Origin of the sequence: Streptomyces sp. NPDC058239 (assembly GCF_042882185.1) — a bacterium.
GTDB lineage: Bacteria > Actinomycetota > Actinomycetes > Streptomycetales > Streptomycetaceae > Streptomyces.
On sequence record NZ_JBHVWS010000078.1, the window covers coordinates 1 to 16,166 of the forward strand.

18 protein-coding genes and 2 pseudogenes are annotated in these 16,166 nt (G+C 69.5%); 7 read left to right on the top strand and 13 right to left on the bottom strand.

Annotated features, from left to right (window positions below; genetic code table 11):
* Positions 1–796 precede the first annotated feature (796 nt).
* Both ACFVYE_RS42960 and ACFVYE_RS42965 read right to left on the bottom strand, forming a co-directional pair.
* Entirely contained in the window at positions 797–1,183 is a 387-nt protein-coding gene (locus ACFVYE_RS42960; protein WP_389608867.1) for a DUF6415 family natural product biosynthesis protein, read from the bottom strand.
* 212 nt (positions 1,184–1,395) lie between these two features.
* Entirely contained in the window at positions 1,396–1,746 is a 351-nt protein-coding gene (locus ACFVYE_RS42965) for a peptidoglycan-binding protein (protein ID WP_389608869.1), read from the bottom strand.
* Between the two features lie 59 nt (positions 1,747–1,805).
* On the opposite strand from ACFVYE_RS42965, the gene ACFVYE_RS42970 reads away from it, so the two are divergent.
* Positions 1,806–2,111 carry a transposase gene (locus ACFVYE_RS42970; RefSeq protein ID WP_389608871.1) on the top strand — a complete coding sequence of 102 codons (306 nt, stop codon included), beginning with the start codon at positions 1,806–1,808 and terminating at the stop codon, positions 2,109–2,111.
* A gap of 443 nt (positions 2,112–2,554) precedes the next feature.
* Here the strand turns inward: ACFVYE_RS42970 and ACFVYE_RS42975 are convergent, their stop codons facing one another.
* The gene (locus tag ACFVYE_RS42975; protein ID WP_389608873.1) at positions 2,555–3,397 is read right to left on the bottom strand and encodes a cytochrome c oxidase assembly protein; all 843 of its coding nucleotides are present in this window, start codon (positions 3,395–3,397) and stop codon (positions 2,555–2,557) included.
* Between the two features lie 31 nt (positions 3,398–3,428).
* Positions 3,429–3,962: pseudogene (locus ACFVYE_RS42980) on the bottom strand (DUF2243 domain-containing protein); the annotation flags it as partial.
* Between the two features lie 265 nt (positions 3,963–4,227).
* Here ACFVYE_RS42980 and ACFVYE_RS42985 point away from each other — a divergent pair.
* Positions 4,228–4,440 carry a DUF6207 family protein gene (locus ACFVYE_RS42985; RefSeq protein WP_389608875.1) on the top strand — a complete coding sequence of 71 codons (213 nt, stop codon included), beginning with the start codon at positions 4,228–4,230 and terminating at the stop codon, positions 4,438–4,440.
* Positions 4,441–4,485: 45 nt separating this feature from the next.
* Here ACFVYE_RS42985 and ACFVYE_RS42990 read toward each other — a convergent pair whose 3' ends face one another.
* The 4 genes from ACFVYE_RS42990 to ACFVYE_RS43005 all read right to left on the bottom strand — a co-directional run bounded on the left by ACFVYE_RS42990 (position 4,486) and on the right by ACFVYE_RS43005 (position 7,701).
* A complete protein-coding gene (locus tag ACFVYE_RS42990) occupies positions 4,486–5,064 on the bottom strand; it encodes a hypothetical protein (RefSeq protein WP_389608877.1) in 579 nt (192 codons plus the stop codon).
* 313 nt (positions 5,065–5,377) lie between these two features.
* Positions 5,378–5,893: a hypothetical protein gene (locus ACFVYE_RS42995; RefSeq protein ID WP_389608879.1), complete on the bottom strand. Its 516-nt coding sequence runs from the start codon at positions 5,891–5,893 to the stop codon at positions 5,378–5,380.
* 19 nt (positions 5,894–5,912) lie between these two features.
* Positions 5,913–7,025 carry a NucA/NucB deoxyribonuclease domain-containing protein gene (locus ACFVYE_RS43000; protein WP_389608881.1) on the bottom strand — a complete coding sequence of 371 codons (1,113 nt, stop codon included), beginning with the start codon at positions 7,023–7,025 and terminating at the stop codon, positions 5,913–5,915.
* 253 nt (positions 7,026–7,278) lie between these two features.
* The gene (locus ACFVYE_RS43005) at positions 7,279–7,701 is read right to left on the bottom strand and encodes an NUDIX domain-containing protein (protein ID WP_389608883.1); all 423 of its coding nucleotides are present in this window, start codon (positions 7,699–7,701) and stop codon (positions 7,279–7,281) included.
* Positions 7,702–7,905: 204 nt separating this feature from the next.
* On the opposite strand from ACFVYE_RS43005, the gene ACFVYE_RS43010 reads away from it, so the two are divergent.
* From ACFVYE_RS43010 to ACFVYE_RS43020, 3 genes are all read left to right on the top strand, one after another.
* Positions 7,906–8,688, top strand: coding sequence for an ABC transporter ATP-binding protein (locus ACFVYE_RS43010; RefSeq protein WP_327278520.1), 783 nt, complete (start codon positions 7,906–7,908; stop codon positions 8,686–8,688).
* Positions 8,688–11,255: an FtsX-like permease family protein gene (locus ACFVYE_RS43015; protein WP_389608885.1), complete on the top strand. Its 2,568-nt coding sequence runs from the start codon at positions 8,688–8,690 to the stop codon at positions 11,253–11,255. The genes ACFVYE_RS43010 and ACFVYE_RS43015 overlap by 1 nt, the downstream gene beginning before the upstream one ends.
* Before the next feature lie 518 nt (positions 11,256–11,773).
* Positions 11,774–12,070 carry a hypothetical protein gene (locus tag ACFVYE_RS43020; RefSeq protein WP_389608887.1) on the top strand — a complete coding sequence of 99 codons (297 nt, stop codon included), beginning with the start codon at positions 11,774–11,776 and terminating at the stop codon, positions 12,068–12,070.
* On the opposite strand, the gene ACFVYE_RS43025 is transcribed toward ACFVYE_RS43020, so the two are convergent.
* Together ACFVYE_RS43025 and ACFVYE_RS43030 are read right to left on the bottom strand one after the other, a co-directional pair.
* Positions 12,021–12,605 (bottom strand): hypothetical protein, encoded by a 585-nt coding sequence (locus ACFVYE_RS43025; RefSeq protein WP_389608889.1) that lies wholly within the window; start codon positions 12,603–12,605, stop codon positions 12,021–12,023. The two genes, ACFVYE_RS43020 and ACFVYE_RS43025, sit on opposite strands and share 50 nt — an antisense overlap.
* Before the next feature lie 109 nt (positions 12,606–12,714).
* Positions 12,715–12,948, bottom strand: a pseudogene (locus ACFVYE_RS43030) (restriction endonuclease); the annotation flags it as partial.
* A gap of 68 nt (positions 12,949–13,016) precedes the next feature.
* Between ACFVYE_RS43030 and ACFVYE_RS43035 the strand changes: the two are divergent.
* Entirely contained in the window at positions 13,017–13,736 is a 720-nt protein-coding gene (locus ACFVYE_RS43035; RefSeq protein ID WP_389608891.1) for an IS6 family transposase, read from the top strand.
* Positions 13,737–13,818: 82 nt separating this feature from the next.
* On the opposite strand, the gene ACFVYE_RS43040 is transcribed toward ACFVYE_RS43035, so the two are convergent.
* From ACFVYE_RS43040 to ACFVYE_RS43050, 3 genes are all read right to left on the bottom strand, one after another.
* Complete coding sequence (locus ACFVYE_RS43040; protein ID WP_389608893.1) at positions 13,819–14,115, bottom strand: hypothetical protein; 297 nt, start codon at positions 14,113–14,115, stop codon at positions 13,819–13,821.
* Positions 14,112–14,510: a hypothetical protein gene (locus ACFVYE_RS43045; RefSeq protein WP_389608895.1), complete on the bottom strand. Its 399-nt coding sequence runs from the start codon at positions 14,508–14,510 to the stop codon at positions 14,112–14,114. The genes ACFVYE_RS43040 and ACFVYE_RS43045 overlap by 4 nt, the downstream gene beginning before the upstream one ends.
* A 107-nt stretch (positions 14,511–14,617) precedes the next feature.
* Positions 14,618–15,355, bottom strand: coding sequence for a hypothetical protein (locus ACFVYE_RS43050; RefSeq protein WP_389608897.1), 738 nt, complete (start codon positions 15,353–15,355; stop codon positions 14,618–14,620).
* Between the two features lie 433 nt (positions 15,356–15,788).
* Here ACFVYE_RS43050 and ACFVYE_RS43055 point away from each other — a divergent pair, with 433 nt between their 5' ends.
* The gene (locus tag ACFVYE_RS43055) at positions 15,789–16,001 is read left to right on the top strand and encodes a hypothetical protein (RefSeq protein ID WP_389608899.1); all 213 of its coding nucleotides are present in this window, start codon (positions 15,789–15,791) and stop codon (positions 15,999–16,001) included.
* Positions 16,002–16,166: the final 165 nt, after the last annotated feature.

The window sequence follows — 16,166 nt, forward strand, 5'->3', positions numbered from 1 at the left end:
GGTCGTTGCTTCGCTGCCGCAATGAACTCACGCCACTGAGCGATCCCTTCCGCGGTAGCGGAGGAGCCTCGGTGCTCACGTATCCATCTCTCGTCGTCCCGCCGCCCCCACCGCCCCTCGGCGGCCGCGCCGGGCCGGACGGTCCCTTGGTGCCGCCGCGCGTGCCGGGCCGCTCCAGGGGCGGGCACTTCAGGCGCCACTGGCCATCCCGACGGATCACCGTTCCCTGGGATGTGTCAACGAGTTGCTTGCCGCGCCGCTTCAGGTCGTACGTGCATGTCAGGGTGTGGTCACGGCCCGGCAGCTTGAAGAAATGGGAGGAGCGGGAGTCCGGGGCGTCAGCGTTGGAGGACCGGGCCGACACCGGGATGCCGCACCCCTTGCACTTCAGGGGCGGCACGTACGGAGGGTGCGGTCTGACGTCGATCGCGTGCCGGTCGTACGTGTTCCCGAGATTGTCCACGACATACGGGATACGCATCCCGTGCTTCTTCCTCGGCTTCGCCAAGAATCTCTCCCCCACCCGTGATGCCGACGGTGTCCCACTTGATCCTCCCTCAACAGGCGCAGCGCTCCGGTCGACTTGGCGGGGTTGAGGAGGGACCTCTCTCCTGCTTAGAGGTGTCGTCGTCCCGGACCGGCTTGCCCACGGGTGCTGATCTGCTAACAAGCCGTGTCCGGTTTGGGTGGCTCACACCCTCGGTCCGCTGGAGACAACCCTCCAACCCCCTGTGGAGCCTCCTCCGGGTGCAACGCCCGCACCCGGGGCCCGTGGCCGCGCCGGGTGCGCGGCAGTTCAGACGGCCTGGGTAGGCGCGGCCTCCAGGCGGTCCAGGCGTTCGTAGAGGGCGCGGACGAGGCGGGCGCAGTTCTGGACACAGCACACGGTGCCCTCGATCGTCGTGGACAGCTGGCCGTCTGCCTCGCGAAGGACGACGTCGGCGAGCGCCTTGGGTCCGCTGTCCTTGGGCAGCTGGTCGGCACGGCGTCGTACATCGGAGGCGACGGCGCGGGCGTGGCCGGTGAGCTGGAGGGCGATCTGCTCGTAGTCGCGGGGTTCGAGGTGCGGGTCCTTCCACGCGAGCACGGCGGTGACGAGCGCTTCGTAGGGGGCGCGGTCCGGGGGGAGTTCGGCCTCGATCAGGCCGTGAGGGTCGTAGAGCACGGTGTGGGTGCCGCTCATCGGTGCCTCGCCGTGCCGTCGTTAACGACGCGAAGAGTCTGGCGAAAGTGTGGGCCATCTGTGCGCGACAAGCTACTCACCCGGGTCGCGGCCAAAGCCACGTTCTGATCGTGCAGCGGCCTGTCACGGGCCGTGATCCCCGAACCCGTAGCGGCGACCGCATCGTCCTGACGCGGTCGGTTCGGCACTCCGCCGCTGACGCCCCGCGGGCTTCAGTGCCCGCAGCCGGCCATGGGGGTGTCGAGGTATTTCCAGGTCTGGGGCCCGACCTGGCCGTCAGCCTTGAGACCGCTACAGCGTTGGACGGCGCATACGGCGGTGTCGGTACTGTCCCCGAACTTGCCGTCGACGGTGAGCGTGTAGTCGTAGTTGTTGTTCAGCAGGCACTGGATCTGTTTCACCTTCGAGCCGACCATGCCCTTGGCCATGGTCTGGGTGCGGTCCCAGTTGTAGCGGCAGTTGGCCCGGCCGGCGGCGCCGGGCGCGGCGGCCGGGCTGGGCGAGACGGAGGCCGCGGGCGATGCTGCCTGGTCCTTGGCGGAGGTGCTGGGGTGAAGTTCCACCCTCGGCCTGGACAGCCTGATACTGGGACGACAGGTCCCGAAGGAGCCAGTTCCAGGTAGTGAGCAAGAAGAGCAATACGAGCAAGCGGTACACGGCCGAGTTCAAGCGGGACGCGGTCGCGCTGGCGCTGTCCTCGGACAAGACGGTGACCGAGGTCGCCCGGGATCTCGGCGTGAGTCCGGAGGGCCTGCGGGGCTGGGTGAAGCAGGCGAAGACCGACCGGGGTGAGGGAACGGCCGGTGCGCTCACGACGGCGGAGCGTGAGGAGCTCGCGAGGCTGCGGCGCAAGGTCCGCGAGCAGGAGCAGACGATCGAGGTGCTGGGAAAAGCCACGGCCTTCTTCGCGCAGCAGAAGACGAAGTAGCCGCGCGCTACCGGCCCCGGCCCCGGCCGCCGGGCGACGGCGGGGTTGCGCGGCGGGCCCGGCCGCCGCGCAACCGGCTGAGCGCGCCCCGATCCCCGGCCGCGGCCGTACCGCCCATCCCGCCCGTCCCTTACTCCTTCACTCCAGCCAGGGGACATGGGCAGAGCGGCCGCAACGGGGATGTCAGCACTCCGACCACGGCGAAACCGCGTGGTGGCCTGCGAGAACGCGGAGACGGCCCGTCGGGTCGCGCAACAGTAGGCGCAACCCTTGTCGCAACCCGGTGCTCCTGGTCGACCGAGGTGCCAGGTCACGCGGCCCGGACGGCTCCCCGGGCGCGGGCCATCTGACGCAGCTCGGAGCGCGCGGCCGGCACCGAGGGGACGGTCTCCCAGTAGGGGTGCCACCACAGCCGTATGGACAGGAGCAGTCGCGTGCTGGCTTTACTGCGGTGCGGCTGAGGCGCTCAGGGCAGGGAGCTGGGGCGGCGCCGTAGCCCGGGTGCGGCGTTCGGGCCGCCAGGTGACCACCAGTGCTCCGGCAAGGAGGAGTTCGGCGATGTCTCCGCCGTAGTACATGATCTCGGCGCCTTGCTGGACCTGGGAGATGGGGGCGTGGATGTCGACGAAGATTCCGCCGTACATGGCCTGGGCGATCAGGGCGTGTACGGCGATGGCGAAGCCGAGGTAGACCAGCCGGGCCCGGACGCCGGGTCGGCTGGGCGCGGGGTCGGGGCCGGCGATGACGTAGGCGAACAGGCATCCGGACGCCAGGAAGTGCGCGTGCAGGAGCCAGTGTCCGGCGGGGTGGGCACTGACGGTGTTGTACAGCGGCGTGAAGTACAGCAGCCCCAGGGTGCCGGTGCTCAGCACCAGGGCGGTCGCGGGCTGGGCCAGGGCCCGTGCCGGCGGACTGTGCAGCAGGGCCGTGACCCGCCGGGCCCGGGCGGTCGGCAGGGTGCGCAGCAGAAGGGTGACCGGCGCGGCCAGGACGAGGGCCAGCGGCGCGTACATGCCGATGAGCATGTGCTGGGCCATGTGCGCGCGGAAGTCGGAGTGTCCGGCTGGCCCCAGCGGTGGCAGCAGCGCGACGGCGAGGAGGGCCAGTCCCGCGAGGAATGAGACGGAGCGCCAGGGGTTCCAGCCCTGGGCGGGGTTGCGGCGGCGGGCCTGGCCTGCGGCGAGGAGGTAGCTCGCTGCCGCGCTGAGCAGGATGGTCACGGTCAGGACCGTCTCCGGCAGGTATCCCCCGCCGCTGCCGTGGTGCATGGGCTGCATGCCGTCCATCAGGCGCGGCCCGCAGTCGGCTCGAATCCGTGGGGGCCTCGGGGTCGAAGGGCCGGGCGTTGCGCTGGATGAGGTAGCCACCGACGAGGAACAGGGCGCCCAGGATGAGGAAGGCGGCGTCCCACCATGCCTGGTGGGGGCCGCCGTGGACGTGGTGGATGCCGAGGATCTGGTGGTCCAGGATGCCTTCGACGAGGTTGAAGATGCCCCAGCCGGCCAGAATCCAGCCCCACAGCTTGCGAGATGTCCACACCGCCCGCCGGTTGTGGGTGACCCGGGAGTAGAGGATGCCCAGACCCAGCAGGACGGCGATCCAGCACACGGCGTGGAAGATCCCGTCCCACAGGGTGTTCATCTCGAGGCCAGAGACCGTGTGGGGGCTGTAGTACTTCACCCCAATGCGGTCGTGGTTGGTGCTGGTGAGCATGTGGTGCCACTGCAGGAGCTGGTGCAGCAGGATGCCGTCGACAAACCCGCCCAGCCCCACTCCGAGAATGATCCCCGGTAGCTGAAGACTGTTGGGGATCGCGGTTGCCGCCCGGGCGGTGCCCGCTGTGGTGGCCATCACCTGTTCTCCGTCCCGTCGAGTGTGCGCAGACCCTCACGGTTTCCCGCCCGGGCCGTCCCAGTCACCGACGTGCGCGCTCTTTCCGCCGTATCGCCTACGCCCAGACAGCCTGCAACGGCCCGCCGCTCACGGAGAGCCTGGCTCAGGCCACTCAAACTTCCCTACGTTGTCTGCGGGACCGGGGTGCGGCCCGGCGTGGTCGGGTCCGTGGTCGGCCTCATGGTCGGGTCTGTGGTCGGGCGATGGCCGCGTCAGATTCGGCATGAAGATCGACGCCCAGCACATCGACGAGCCTGGCCTTGTGGTTCTCGACATCACTGCCGCCAACGAGGCAACCGCCCACGCCGTGATGGCCAAGCTGGAGCAGCGGTGGGCCACCTCCGGCATCATGCTCGTACGACGCGAACCCGGAGCGCAGGGTGTGAAGGCCCGTGTGTACGCGGACACATGCCGCAGCCCCGCCACCTCCGCATGAATCAGCGGCCGCGTGCTGGAGATCGGGACGGCCCGACCTCCGGGGTCAGCGGCGGAGGGCGTAGTGGGTCAGGCGGGAGCGGGTGGCTTGTTCGCTGATCCCGAGCGCCTGGGCGATGGTGTCCCACTGCGGTCCGTCCGCGGTGTCGACGCTGAACGCAGCGTCAACTGCCACACGGTCGGTGAGGCGCTGCAAGGCGGCGACGGCGCGGAGGGCGGCCAGCGGTTCGTCGGCGACCAGAGCAGTGAGGCGTTCCTCGACCTGGTCGAGGAGGGCGGTGAGGTCGGCGGGCACGGGCACGGTGCGGGCCTGTACTTCGGTGATGTGGGTGTCCCAGTCGCCTTCCGGTCCGCTGGTGTCGGCCAGGTACGGGCGCCGGCGGTCGACGGCTTCCCAGTCGAGCGGGTAGCGGGTGCTGCCGCGCCAGCCGCACGAACACGCACCGCGCAGCTCGGTGGCGAGCGGGGCGCCGAGCGTGCCGTCGTAGACCCACCAGTCAACGCTCCGGTGCACCGTCGGCCCGCTCCCGGCATCGAAATACACCGGGCCCGGCTCCGTGCCATCGGCCACCAGAACCCCGGGCCGGCCCTCGTGCTCACTGCCGAACTCCTCGGTCTCCCACATCTTTCGCCCCTCCCCCACCGAAACGCCGGTGAGTCTCGAAGGCCAGCCCGGCGGAGGCGGAGGCGCCGCTTCGCTTGTAGGCCCGGTCGGCCCATCCACGACCTTGCCCCAGCCCGGCCGGGCCCGGCGGGCGAATACCCGAACCGGTGAATCACGGTTCCCTGGCGTCGAGGTCAGCGTGGCCGGGATGGTCTGGAGCTCAGCCGTGGGCTTCCTGCTGGGTCTTTCGGCATAGCGTGGGGCCTGGTTGTCTCTGGCCCTTGGTCTTTGAGTGACGGGTCCGCCGCTTTGTGGCGGCGGACCCGTTGTTCTTCTAGAGCTGGCGCCATTCGTCGCCGACCTGGTCGGTCTGGCGGATGATCCGTTCTCCGGCCGCGGGAGCGGGCCACACCTGAAGCAGGTAGACCTCGACCGGGTCGTCGTCCGGGCCGAGACCGTCCTTGGCACGTCCCTCGTCACGGCCGCGAGCATGGACACGCACGCGGTAGCTTCCCGGTCCGCTGGTGGCGAGGTCGGGCAGGTCCTCGGCTTCGCCGTCCTCCCAGGAGGTGACAAGAGCCGAGCCGGTGGTGGAGATGAACGACGTCTCCACCACCTCGTCCCAGTCACCCTCGTGGAGCGGTGGCTCGGACGCGTGCGTGGTGACGGTGACCTCGACCGGTCCGAGGGTCAGTCCGGTCAGGATGCCGGCCCCGTCCTCCTCGACGGCGATCAGCCCGTTGCCGGCGTCCGCGATGTCCGGTGCCTGGTCGGTACCGAGGTCGGGGTCGACGATGTAGAACTGACGGGCATACACCCACACACGGGTGGTCCCGCGTTCTTCCGGCATACCGGGTGCCTCCTCGGCGTCAGGAGATGGCGACCCAGAAGGCGTCGCCGTTCAGGATCCTATTGTCCTTGTACGCCTTGAGCAGGTACTTGGATCCACCGGCGGTGCTGTTGTGCTTCTCGTTGATCATCCTGCGGCTGAAGACACCCGTCGCTCCGCCTTCCTTGGTCGACGCGAAGGGGTACTCGTCGCAGCTCTTGCCCGTCGGGCGCGGCAGACTGCTCGGGCAGGCCTTGCCGCGGTTCTTCTTAATCAGCTCTTTGTCAGTGGTGCGGTGCAGGGGCTTGCCCACGCCGGGCAGCCCCGGATGCCCCTTCAGCTTGCGCTGCGCGTCCCAGACATGCTGCGCCGCTTCCTTGACGTTCTTGTCAGTGCGGGACATCGCGAAGACAGGAACGTATCCGGGGTGAACACACCCGCCTGCCTTGGTCGTGATCCCCTTGACGGAGTCGCAGCGCACGGTGGCGGCCTGCGCAAGGCTGCCGGTGGCAGGTGACCCGACGGCCGCCTTCAGGGTGACGACAGGTGTTTCCTTGTGCTTGAGCGTCTTCGACCCGGGTGACTTCAGGGCGAACGGGAAGCTGGTTTCCTTCTTGACCGACAGCCCCTTGGCACCGGGAGCGGAGGTCACCGTGCACTTGGTCTTCGCGGACTTGCCGCAATTCAGCTTCAGGCTTGCGATCACGCCCCGCGCCGCCCCGCTGGCGCTGGTCGGGTAGAGACCGATGGTGTGCTTCCAGGTCCGTGAGTCCCTGGCCGCCAGCGACGTGCGCTGAGTGACCCGGATGTTCATCGTGCCCAGAAGCTTCCCGCTGGGCACCTCGATGATGTCGAACCGCAGACTGCTCACCGAGCACGCCTTGTGCCGGTCATAGGTGAGGTAGCCGGCCCTGCATGACAGCCCGGCCGCCGCCGACATCGCGGTGGACGCGGCGGCCGTTGTCCCGGACACCTGGGTACAAGTGACGGTGTGCTCACCGCGCGCGGCAGCGGACTGAACGGCCTTGCGGCAATCGTCACTCAGCGCTTGGACGGTGGGCTGCGCATGGGCGGGTGCAGTGCCGGTCATGAGGGCAGCTGTGATGCCTGCCGCTCCGATGACCGCCCCGATCCGTTGACGGGTGATGCTCAATTGATTCCCCCTCCTGACGGCCCGGAACACAGCAGGGCAGAGCTGGAGGTGTCAACTGGCTCCCCCGAGCGATGCGCTGTGCTGCGGCCAGGCACACGTACGACCGACGCAAAAACATTGGCTGCTGCAACCTGAGCAAACATATAGACAGAACCCCTACCCATCAAGCGAATTGCAAGTTTCCAGACAATAGGCCTATCGAGCCGACCGAAAGCCACCCCAGGAGCCGGGTCACAATCGAACTCCAGAAGCACTATTGCAAAGTTCGATTCGCACGGGGGTCCGGCAGTGAGCCCAGATCCGACCATGCGATCCAGGCATGCGTGTCCAAATTGGCCTGCTCGTCGGGGAGCAGGCCGGTTCGCACCAGGGATGGTTGCTCGTCGGCAAATTGAGCGACGAAGAAATGCTCCGTCCCGATGTGCCGCTTGCCGTTCCACTGCACATCACGGTCGACGAGCACCGACCGGTCAAGGACAGCAGCCGGGTCAAGGCCGGTTTCCTCGACCAGCTCACGTCGTGCCGCCACCAGCGGTGTCTCGCCGGGCTCGATGCCGCCACCGGGCGGCTCCCAGAGCCATGTCCCGTCGAACGGATCCCGCCAGTGCAGAAGGAGCAGGCGGTGGGCAGCGTCCAGGCAGATGACCCGGGCGGCGGGCCGGTGTGTTGTTTCCATCGTCCTGACGCTATGCGGTACCCGGCCCAGGTGCAGCGCCGCAGACGCGCCTCAGCCCACCGGCGAGCACCAGGTCAACTGACCAAAACGGCCCCGAAGCGGATCGATTACAGAACTACGGACCACGCTCGACTCGATGCCATATACGCTCGAAAATCACCCCCTGAAACCCGGAACCGCACTGTGGAGAGGACAGGTCGCAACATGGTGACCGAGACGAGCCGCCCTTCCCCCGACGGCTACAGCACGGTCAACCGGGGGCACGCCCTTCGTCTGGCCGACGTGACCAAGGTGTACGGCAAGAACGGCCGCGGCGTCCGCGCCCTGGACGGGGTCTCCGTGGGGATCGAGCGCGGCTCCTTCACCGCGGTAATGGGCCCGTCGGGCTCCGGCAAGTCGACGTTCCTGCACTGCGCGGCCGGCCTCGACAAGCCGACCACGGGCCAGTCCTACATCGGGGACACCCAGCTCAACGAGATGAACGAGACCCAGCTGACGAAGCTGCGCCGCCAGCGCATCGGCTTCGTCTTCCAGGCGTTCAACCTCATCCCGTCCCTGTCGGTCCGTCAGAACGTCGAGCTGCCAATGCGCCTCGCGGGCGAGAGCCTCGACACGAACTGGCTCGACGAGATCCTCGGCCGCGTCGGCCTGAGCGGCCGGGCCGGCCACCGGCCCGCCGAACTCTCCGGCGGCCAGCAACAACGCGTCGCCATCGCCCGCGCCCTCATCACCCGGCCCGACGTCATCTTCGGCGACGAGCCGACCGGCGCCCTCGACACCGTGACCGCCAAGGAGATCCTCTCCCTGCTGCGCGCCTGCGTGAACGAGACCGGCCAGACCGTCGTCATGGTCACCCACGACCCGGTGGCCGCCTCGTACGCCGACACCGTCCTCTTCCTGGCCGACGGCAAGATCGCCGGACAGGTGGACGCCCCGACCGCCGAACTCGTCGCCGAGCGCATGACACACCTGGGAGCGTGGGCCTGATGCTGCGCTACGCACTGCAGACGCTCAAGGCCAGGAAGGGCGGCTTCATCGGCGCCTTCCTCGCCCTGTTCTGCGCCGCCGCCCTGGTCACCGCCTGCGGCATCCTCCTGGAGACCGGTCTGCGCGGCACCATCGCCACCGAGCGCTACGCCGCCGCCCCGGTCATCGTCGGCGCCGACCAGAACGTCCACCAGACCACCATCAAGAAGAAGAAAGGCAAGGACAAGGAGAAGCACAAGGCGAAGCCGCTGGCCGAGCGGGTCTGGCTGCCCGCGGGGACCACCGAGACCCTCGCCGGCCTGCCCGATGTACGCAAGGCGGTGCCCGAGACGAACTTCCCGGCGTACGCGGTCGGCCCACAGGGCCAGATCGTGCCGGGCATCGACGGCAAGCCGTCCTACGGCCACGCCTGGTCCTCCGCCGCGCTGACCCCGTTCGAGCTGACCGACGGCAAGGCACCCGTGGGCGCCGACGAGGTCGTCCTCGACCGGGAACTCGCGGCCCGCACTGGCCTCAAGACCGGCAGCAGCCTCGTCGTCCAGTCGACCGGCGCCCCGACGACGTACAAGGTCAGCGGCATCGCGGCGGCCAAGGGCGGCGACCTGCACCAGCAGACCTCGCTGTTCTTCTCCGACGAGACCGCCCGCAACCTCTCCGGACGGGCCGGCCAGGTCGCGACCGTCGGCCTGCTGCCCAAGCCCGGAGTCTTGGCGAGCGAACTCGCGGACCAGGCCAAGAAGGCCCTCGCCGGCGACGGCCGCAAGTACGCCGTCGCCACCGGTGGCGAGCGCGGCCCCATCGAGTTCCTCGACGCGGGCAAGGCCCGAGTCAAGCTCGTCTCCATGGGCGGCGCCATGGGCGGTACGTCGCTGCTCGTCGCGATCCTCGTCGTCGTCGGCACGTTCGCGCTCTCCATCCAGCAGCGCTACCGCGAGCTCGCCCTGCTGCGCGCCATCGCCGCGACCCCCAAGCAGGTCCGTCAGCTGATCGGCCGCGAGGCCCTGATCATCGGCGGTCTCGCGGGCGGACTCGGCTCGCTCGCGGGTCTGCCCATCGCGTACTGGCTGCACAGCAAGTTCATCGACTTCAAGGCCATCCCCGACACCCTCGAACTCACCTTCAGCTTCGTGCCGTTCACCGCCGCCGTCGGCGCGTCCCTGCTCGGGGCGTGGGTCGCGGCCCGCATCTCCGCACGCCGCACCGCCCGCATCCGCCCGGCCGAGGCCCTGTCCGAGGCGTCCATGGAACAGCGACACTTCGCGTGGGGACGGCTCGGCGTGGGCATGCTCGTCCTGGCCCTCGGCATCGGTGTGGTCGTCCTGCTGGGCTTCCTGCGCACCGAACCGGCCTCGCAGCCCGTCACGTTCCTGTCCGTCGTGGTCCTCGCCGTCGCGGTCTCGCTGCTCGGCCCGGTCATCGCCCGCATCGCCGTCGCGATCCTCGGGATCCCGCTGAAGTTCTCGCGCGTCGGCGGTCACCTTGCGACCGCCAACGCCCGGGCCAACGCCAAGCGGATGGCCGCTGCGGTCACCCCACTGGTCCTGCTCATCGGCATGGCCTGCACCGTCCTGTTCGTGCAGACCACCATGGGCGACGCCGCCTCGGCCCAGGCCAAGGCGGGTAACAAGGCGGACTGGGTGGTCTCCTCGAACGGCCCCGGCGTCCCCGCCGAGGCGACGGACGCGCTGCGCGCCCTACCGGGCGTCACCCAGGTCACCGAGATCGTCCGGACCCAGGTCCGCGTCGGCCTCGACCAGTACCCGACGCAGGGCATCTCCGTGCAGGGCCTCACCACGAACTGGGATCCAGGCGTCTCCCGGGGCAGCCTCAAGGGCTTCGGGGACAAGAGCATCGCGATGAGCGACGTCTGTGCCGACCACCTCGGCAAGAAGCCCGGCGACACGCTCAAGGTGACGCTCGGCGACGCCACCGTGGCCGAGCTGAAGGTCGCCGCCGTCTACGAACGGGGGCTGGGATTCGGCGACCTGACCATGTCGCACGACCTGGTCGCCCGGCACGTCGACAACCCGCTCGCCTCCTCCGTCCTCGTCAAGACGGCCGGTGACGGCAAGGCAAGCCGCGAGCAGCTGACCGACGCCCTCAAGCGCCTCCCGGGCATCGGCGTCCTCGACCGCACCCAGGTCGACGACCGCCAGGCCGACGTGCAGCAGTCCAACGCCGAGGTCAACTACCTCGCGATGGGCCTGATCATCGCGTTCACCGCGATCGCCGTGGTCAACACCCTGGCCATGTCGGTCTCGGACCGCACCCGCGAGTTCGCCCTGCTGCGGCTCGTCGGCACGACCCGCCGCCAGGTGATGTCGATGCTCAGGATCGAGTCCGCCCTGATCGTCCTGGTCGCCGCGGTGCTTGGCACGGCCATCTCGCTCGCGGTGCTCACCGCCTTCAGCGTCGGGATGACAGGCGCCGCCCAGCCGTCCGTCGACCTGCCGATGTTCCTCGGGGTCCTCGGCTTCGCCGTGGTGCTCACCGCGGCAGCGACGCTGATCCCCGGCCGCGTCGCACTCGGCGGACGCCCGGCGGACGTCATCAACGCCCGCCAGTAGGCCGACGCTCCACAAGTCGGTCGTGGAGTCGAGGTACGCCGCGCGGTTGTCGGCGTTCATCTTCTTCGCGACCGAACACCATCTTGACCTTTTCCCGCAGGTCGTAGGTGTACTTGGAGAACTGGCTGGGGTGGGTGACCGGCCGACGCAGTCGCCCTCCAGGAGCACGCCCACGACCTGCTCGCGCGCCCGGACCACCGGGTCTTCGAGCTCATCGACCGCGCCCGGCTGCAGCAGGTAGCCGACCACGATGCGCCCCGGATCACCTCGGCGTCCCGCCGCGGCCTGGAAAGCACCCTGGATCTCGCGATGTGGCTGGACATGTACGACCCCGGCCGGACAGCAGCTCTGCCCGGCGCGCCGAACGGGACGGAGATCGGCCGGATGTCCGGGGCCATGGCCAGGTCGAGATGGGGCCGGCGCCTGCTGACCCAATCACTGACCCGCCGCCCACTCAGCCGTGTTCGTTTGTGTGGTTGTGGCCGGGGCCAGACTCATGTCCCGCTACGGTGCTCGGTATGAGCGAGCCTTTCTCCCAGGGCGAGGACCATCCGACGTGCGGGATCTGCCCGTCGAAGCGGCTGCCGCGCGAGGAGTTCGTGGTCTACGACCGGCCGTCCTGGGAGTGCCCGTTCGATCCGGCCGACGGCTTTCGGTACACCGCCGACCGGACCCCGGCGTGCGTCCATCCGCACAAGGTGGGACTGGGGCCGGACCGGATCGCACCGCCGCCCAAGACCGAGACGGCCGTTGACGAGCCGGAGGTTACGCCGCTGCGACGGAGAGGATGGCAGCCTTCCTTCCTCGCTCGGTGACGCCGATCCGCCCGTACACCTCGTCGAGGACCTGGCGGCGGCGCTCGGTCTCGGCCGCGTCGATCCAGAACCGGTCGTTCACCGGGCCGAAGGCGGCGCGGTATCTCTGGTGGGTGAAGTCGCCGTGGTTCCAGGTGCCGCCGGCCATCCCGTCTTCCATGTCGGTCATGTGGACGAACTTGATGCCGGTGCGGTCCTGCATCCGGGAGAGCAGGGTGAACTGGGCGCACAGGGCGTGCGACATGACGTCGACGGGGACTGGCAGCGGGAGCTCCGCCCGCTTCTCGTCGTAGCCGGTGAGCTCGTACATGGCGGACTTGAGCGCCATGGCGCGGGTGGTCTCGGTGAACAGGGCGGGCGCGTCGGCGACAGCGTCGTAGTCGAGGATGATCGGGTAGCCGTAGAAGTCGTCCCAGTCGCTGCTGTACTTCGCGCAGCCCTCCCACAGCCGCCCGAACTCGGGGTCGGCCTGCCAGGCGTCCAGGATCTGCCTGGCCCGGACCGCGACGGCGGCGGGCTCGATGACGGTGGTCATGGTGGTGCCCCTCTCGTGTCGGATCGAGTGGTGCTGTCCGCCCGGGGTCCGGGCGGGGCGATACGCCGCGCACCCGGGGACCGTGGTCCCGCCCGGGCACGCGGCAGCTTCAGGAAGCCCCCGTGGCGGGCGGGGGTTGTGCAAGCCGGTCCAGCCGCCCGTACAAGGCGCGGACCAGCCGGGCGCGGCCCTGGGCGCAGCGCAGGGTGCCTTCCGTCGGCACGGACAGCCGCCGTTCCGCCTCGGCAAGCACCACCTCGGCAAGTGCCCGTCGGCCGTTGTCCTTCGGCAGCCGGCCGGCGTGCCGCTGGACGTCGGAGGCGACGGCGCGTGCGTGCCCGGTGGGCACTGTCACGTTGACTGACCGGCCTGGGATGATCTTCTGGTTGGTCGTGCTGGGAGGGGTCGTCCGTGGACAGCGCGCCGCCGTCGTACAAGGGGCACCGGTACCCGGTGGAGATCATCGCGCACTGCGTGTGGCTGTACTTCCGTTTCCCGCTGTCGTTCCGCGAGGTCGAGGAGCTGATGCTCGAACGCGGCGTGCTCGTCTCCCACGAGACGGTCCGCCGCTGGTGTACGAAGTTCGGGCAGGTCTACGCCAACGGCCTGGGCCGCCGGCGTGTGCAGACGGGCGACAAGTGGCACCTGGACGAGGTCTTCCTCAGGATCAACGGTGAGCTGAAGTACCTGTGGCGGGCCGTCGACGCCGATGGCAACGTGCTCGACATTTTGGTCCAGGACCGGCGAGACACCGCTGCGGCCAGGCGGTTCTTCCACAAACTGGTCAAGAAGACCTGCTCGGTGCCGAGGGTGATCGTCACCGACAAGCTCCGCTCCTACGGCGCGGCCCACCGCGAGATCATGCCCTCCGTAGAACACCGCGCCCACAAGGGTCTGAACAACCGGGCCGAGAACAGTCATCAGCCGACGAGGCAGCGCGAACGCGCGATGAAGGGATTCCGCAGTACCGGCGGGGCCCAGCGGTTCCTGTCCGCGTTCAGCGGCATCTCACCGCACTTCCGACCACGCCGCCACCTGATGACCGCCACCCAATACCGCACCGAGATGACCACCCGCTTCGCCATCTGGGACGAGATCACCGGTGCCACCGACCAGCCCATCGCAGCGTAAGCCAGGCCCCCACCCAACCCCTACACACCCTGACGCGCCCTCAATCGATCAACACCGCACCAACGTGACAACGCCTCTTCCGCTACTGGAACTTCTCCACAGGCGTGCGCCGGCCGGCCCGGAAGTCGATCAGGGCGGCGCTGGTGTCGAGCGCCGAGCCGAAGAAGAGCACCGACCGGTCGGCTGCCACGAGGATCGTCCCGCCGCCCCGCACGCGGTGCACGACACCGACCGCACCGTCCTCGGGCAGCAGCACGTGACCGATGTCGGCGTCCGGAGCGATGCGGCGGTACAGCGTCTCACCGAACTCGATGAGCCGCCGCTGCTCCGGCGTGGGCGGCAAGGCGTCTGCGGACTTCTCCGCGCTCTCCTCCCTCATCCCGCCGCCCCGTCCGGGACCGCGGCGAGCTCCGCGATCAGGTCCGCGTCGCGCATCCCGGGCAGGGCGTACCCCTCGGCCTCGTCCCACGGGACGTCGAGGTCGTCCATGTGCACGCGCCATTCGGCATCCGGCATGGCCCGGCGCAGCTCCGTCACGGAATCCAGCAGATGGGCGATCACCGGCATCAGACGACCGGGATCGAGCGGCATCTTGGTGGACCCGGCGACGATCTCCCGAGGCCCGGCCGCACGCCGGTCGTACACGTACAGGCTTTCCTCGTCGCTGTAGGGAAACGACGCCATGTGTGCGGCAACGACGCGCGCGATGGAGGCCGACTCGGCCTCGGTCAGTGGTGTCGTGCGGTGTGCGCTGTAGTAGAGAGAGACGCTCATGGCGGGCAGTGTATGAGGGGGGTGTGACAGTGCGGGCCGAGCGCCGGGACGAACCCCGCCCGGGGCCGACGCCCGGCCAGGCAGGAACAGCCCTTGCCTGCCCCTGACTACGCCGTCGGCGCGGCGTGCTCGAGACGGGTCCGGAGTTCGGCCTCGGCCGCGGCGAACTCAGCAGGCAGCCCGGGCAGGAGGGCAAGGGCGGCAGTGATGAGCTCCGCCGACGCCCGTGGGTCTTCCCGGACCGCCCGGACCAGCACGTCCGCGTCCATCGGGGCCAGCTGGTAGCGCCATGCGGGGTGGGCGTGCGTCGCCGCGTAGTGGGCGGTCAGGATCTCGACGGGGGACAGCTCGGCTCCGCACCGGCGCAGAAACATCGCCAGGCCGTACTGGTTGATGAGCCCGCAGATCTCCTCAGCTCGGGCCTGGTTGCGGTGGTGCGCGTCGTGGATCTCGTAGACCACGGCGTACACGAGCGCGCGTTCCCGGTCCGTGCGCGGCATCGGGAACGGCTCGTCCCTCAGCAGCGCCTCGATGTCGGCCGGACGGAGGAGGGGACGACGGCTCGTGCCGGTGGAGGAGACCGTCAGGCGGACGGCACCGAGTGCGACGGCGTCCTGCGAGAGCGTTCGCGCGTACCGAAGGCCCTCGCCCGCCGCCGGCCCGGCCTCCCGGCAGGCCGCCCGCACCTGCGCGACCGTCGGCCCGTCGGTCCACGCGAACGTCCACGCGCGTGCCGAGCCGGACCACTCGGCCTCGACCGCACCGTGCCGGTGGAGTGCGAGGCCGAACCGTTCGGTGAGCGTACGGGCGAGTCGGCGAAGGCGCGTCGCGCGGTCGGAAGCCATCGGACGCCAGTATCCACCGGACCCAGCGGGACCCACGCACCGGTTCGGCCGTCGCGAAGCGCCGGTCCCGGCCCTGGCCCAACGGCATGGCTGCGCGCCGATTCGCCGGAGACGTCGGCGCGCAGCGTCGCTCCAAGCCTCAACGCGGGACTACGACCGGCTGCGGAAGCGGGCCGTCGACGGCGCCTGGGACAAGGTCTTCACCCCTTGCCGGCCCGGGCCGACGCCGAAGTCGGCCTGGACCGGATCGTCGCGGTCGACTTCGCCGTCTTCGTCCGGTCGGCGAGACGATCCGAAAGACACGCCTCAATCGTCGGCGTGCCGGTCGATCCAGGCCAGGGCCGCCGCGCGTTCGGCTTCGGGAATGTGAACCGCCCTACGCGAAGCGCGACGCTTCGACGAAGCCATCCAAGCCGGTGAGCGTGCTGCAACGATGCTGGTCGCAGAGGGCGACTGGTTCCGTACGGGCAAAGCGTGGGAAGAGCTGGCCACCACGCTGGACGCCGCCAGCGCGGACCCTGCGCGCATCAAGGAAGCGTGGGAACGTTCCGCCACCGCCTACACCCAGGCCGGTGCCGCTGAAGAAGCAGAATCCTCACGCGGCCACGTGGACGGCTCCCCGCCCCAGCAGTCGGCCGAGGACTGAACATGTAGCGGAGGCAACCAGGTTGTCTCTCGATGGCGGCCCGGAGTGGGCAGCGTGAGGAATCGGGCCCGTGCGACGTGATCCCGGGGAATCGGGGGTCAGGGCACGGGTGTACGCAGACCCCCGCCGCCACGCCACGCTGGCATGAACCCACCACGTTCATAG

Bases quoted from the DNA above. Each gene is read 5' to 3' on its own strand.
- ACFVYE_RS42960 (WP_389608867.1), bottom strand. From the start codon at position 1,183: ATGAGCGGCACCCACACCGTGCTCTACGACCCTCACGGCCTGATCGAG.
- ACFVYE_RS42975 (WP_389608873.1), bottom strand. From the start codon at position 3,397: ATGGACGGCATGCAGCCCATGCACCACGGCAGCGGCGGGGGATACCTG.
- ACFVYE_RS42985 (WP_389608875.1), top strand. From the start codon at position 4,228: ATGAAGATCGACGCCCAGCACATCGACGAGCCTGGCCTTGTGGTTCTC.
- ACFVYE_RS42990 (WP_389608877.1), bottom strand. From the start codon at position 5,064: ATGTGGGAGACCGAGGAGTTCGGCAGTGAGCACGAGGGCCGGCCCGGG.
- ACFVYE_RS42995 (WP_389608879.1), bottom strand. From the start codon at position 5,893: ATGCCGGAAGAACGCGGGACCACCCGTGTGTGGGTGTATGCCCGTCAG.
- ACFVYE_RS43005 (WP_389608883.1), bottom strand. From the start codon at position 7,701: ATGGAAACAACACACCGGCCCGCCGCCCGGGTCATCTGCCTGGACGCT.
- ACFVYE_RS43010 (WP_327278520.1), top strand. From the start codon at position 7,906: ATGGTGACCGAGACGAGCCGCCCTTCCCCCGACGGCTACAGCACGGTC.
- ACFVYE_RS43015 (WP_389608885.1), top strand. From the start codon at position 8,688: ATGCTGCGCTACGCACTGCAGACGCTCAAGGCCAGGAAGGGCGGCTTC.
- ACFVYE_RS43020 (WP_389608887.1), top strand. From the start codon at position 11,774: ATGAGCGAGCCTTTCTCCCAGGGCGAGGACCATCCGACGTGCGGGATC.
- ACFVYE_RS43025 (WP_389608889.1), bottom strand. From the start codon at position 12,605: ATGACCACCGTCATCGAGCCCGCCGCCGTCGCGGTCCGGGCCAGGCAG.
- ACFVYE_RS43040 (WP_389608893.1), bottom strand. From the start codon at position 14,115: ATGAGGGAGGAGAGCGCGGAGAAGTCCGCAGACGCCTTGCCGCCCACG.
- ACFVYE_RS43045 (WP_389608895.1), bottom strand. From the start codon at position 14,510: ATGAGCGTCTCTCTCTACTACAGCGCACACCGCACGACACCACTGACC.
- ACFVYE_RS43050 (WP_389608897.1), bottom strand. From the start codon at position 15,355: ATGGCTTCCGACCGCGCGACGCGCCTTCGCCGACTCGCCCGTACGCTC.
- ACFVYE_RS43055 (WP_389608899.1), top strand. From the start codon at position 15,789: ATGCTGGTCGCAGAGGGCGACTGGTTCCGTACGGGCAAAGCGTGGGAA.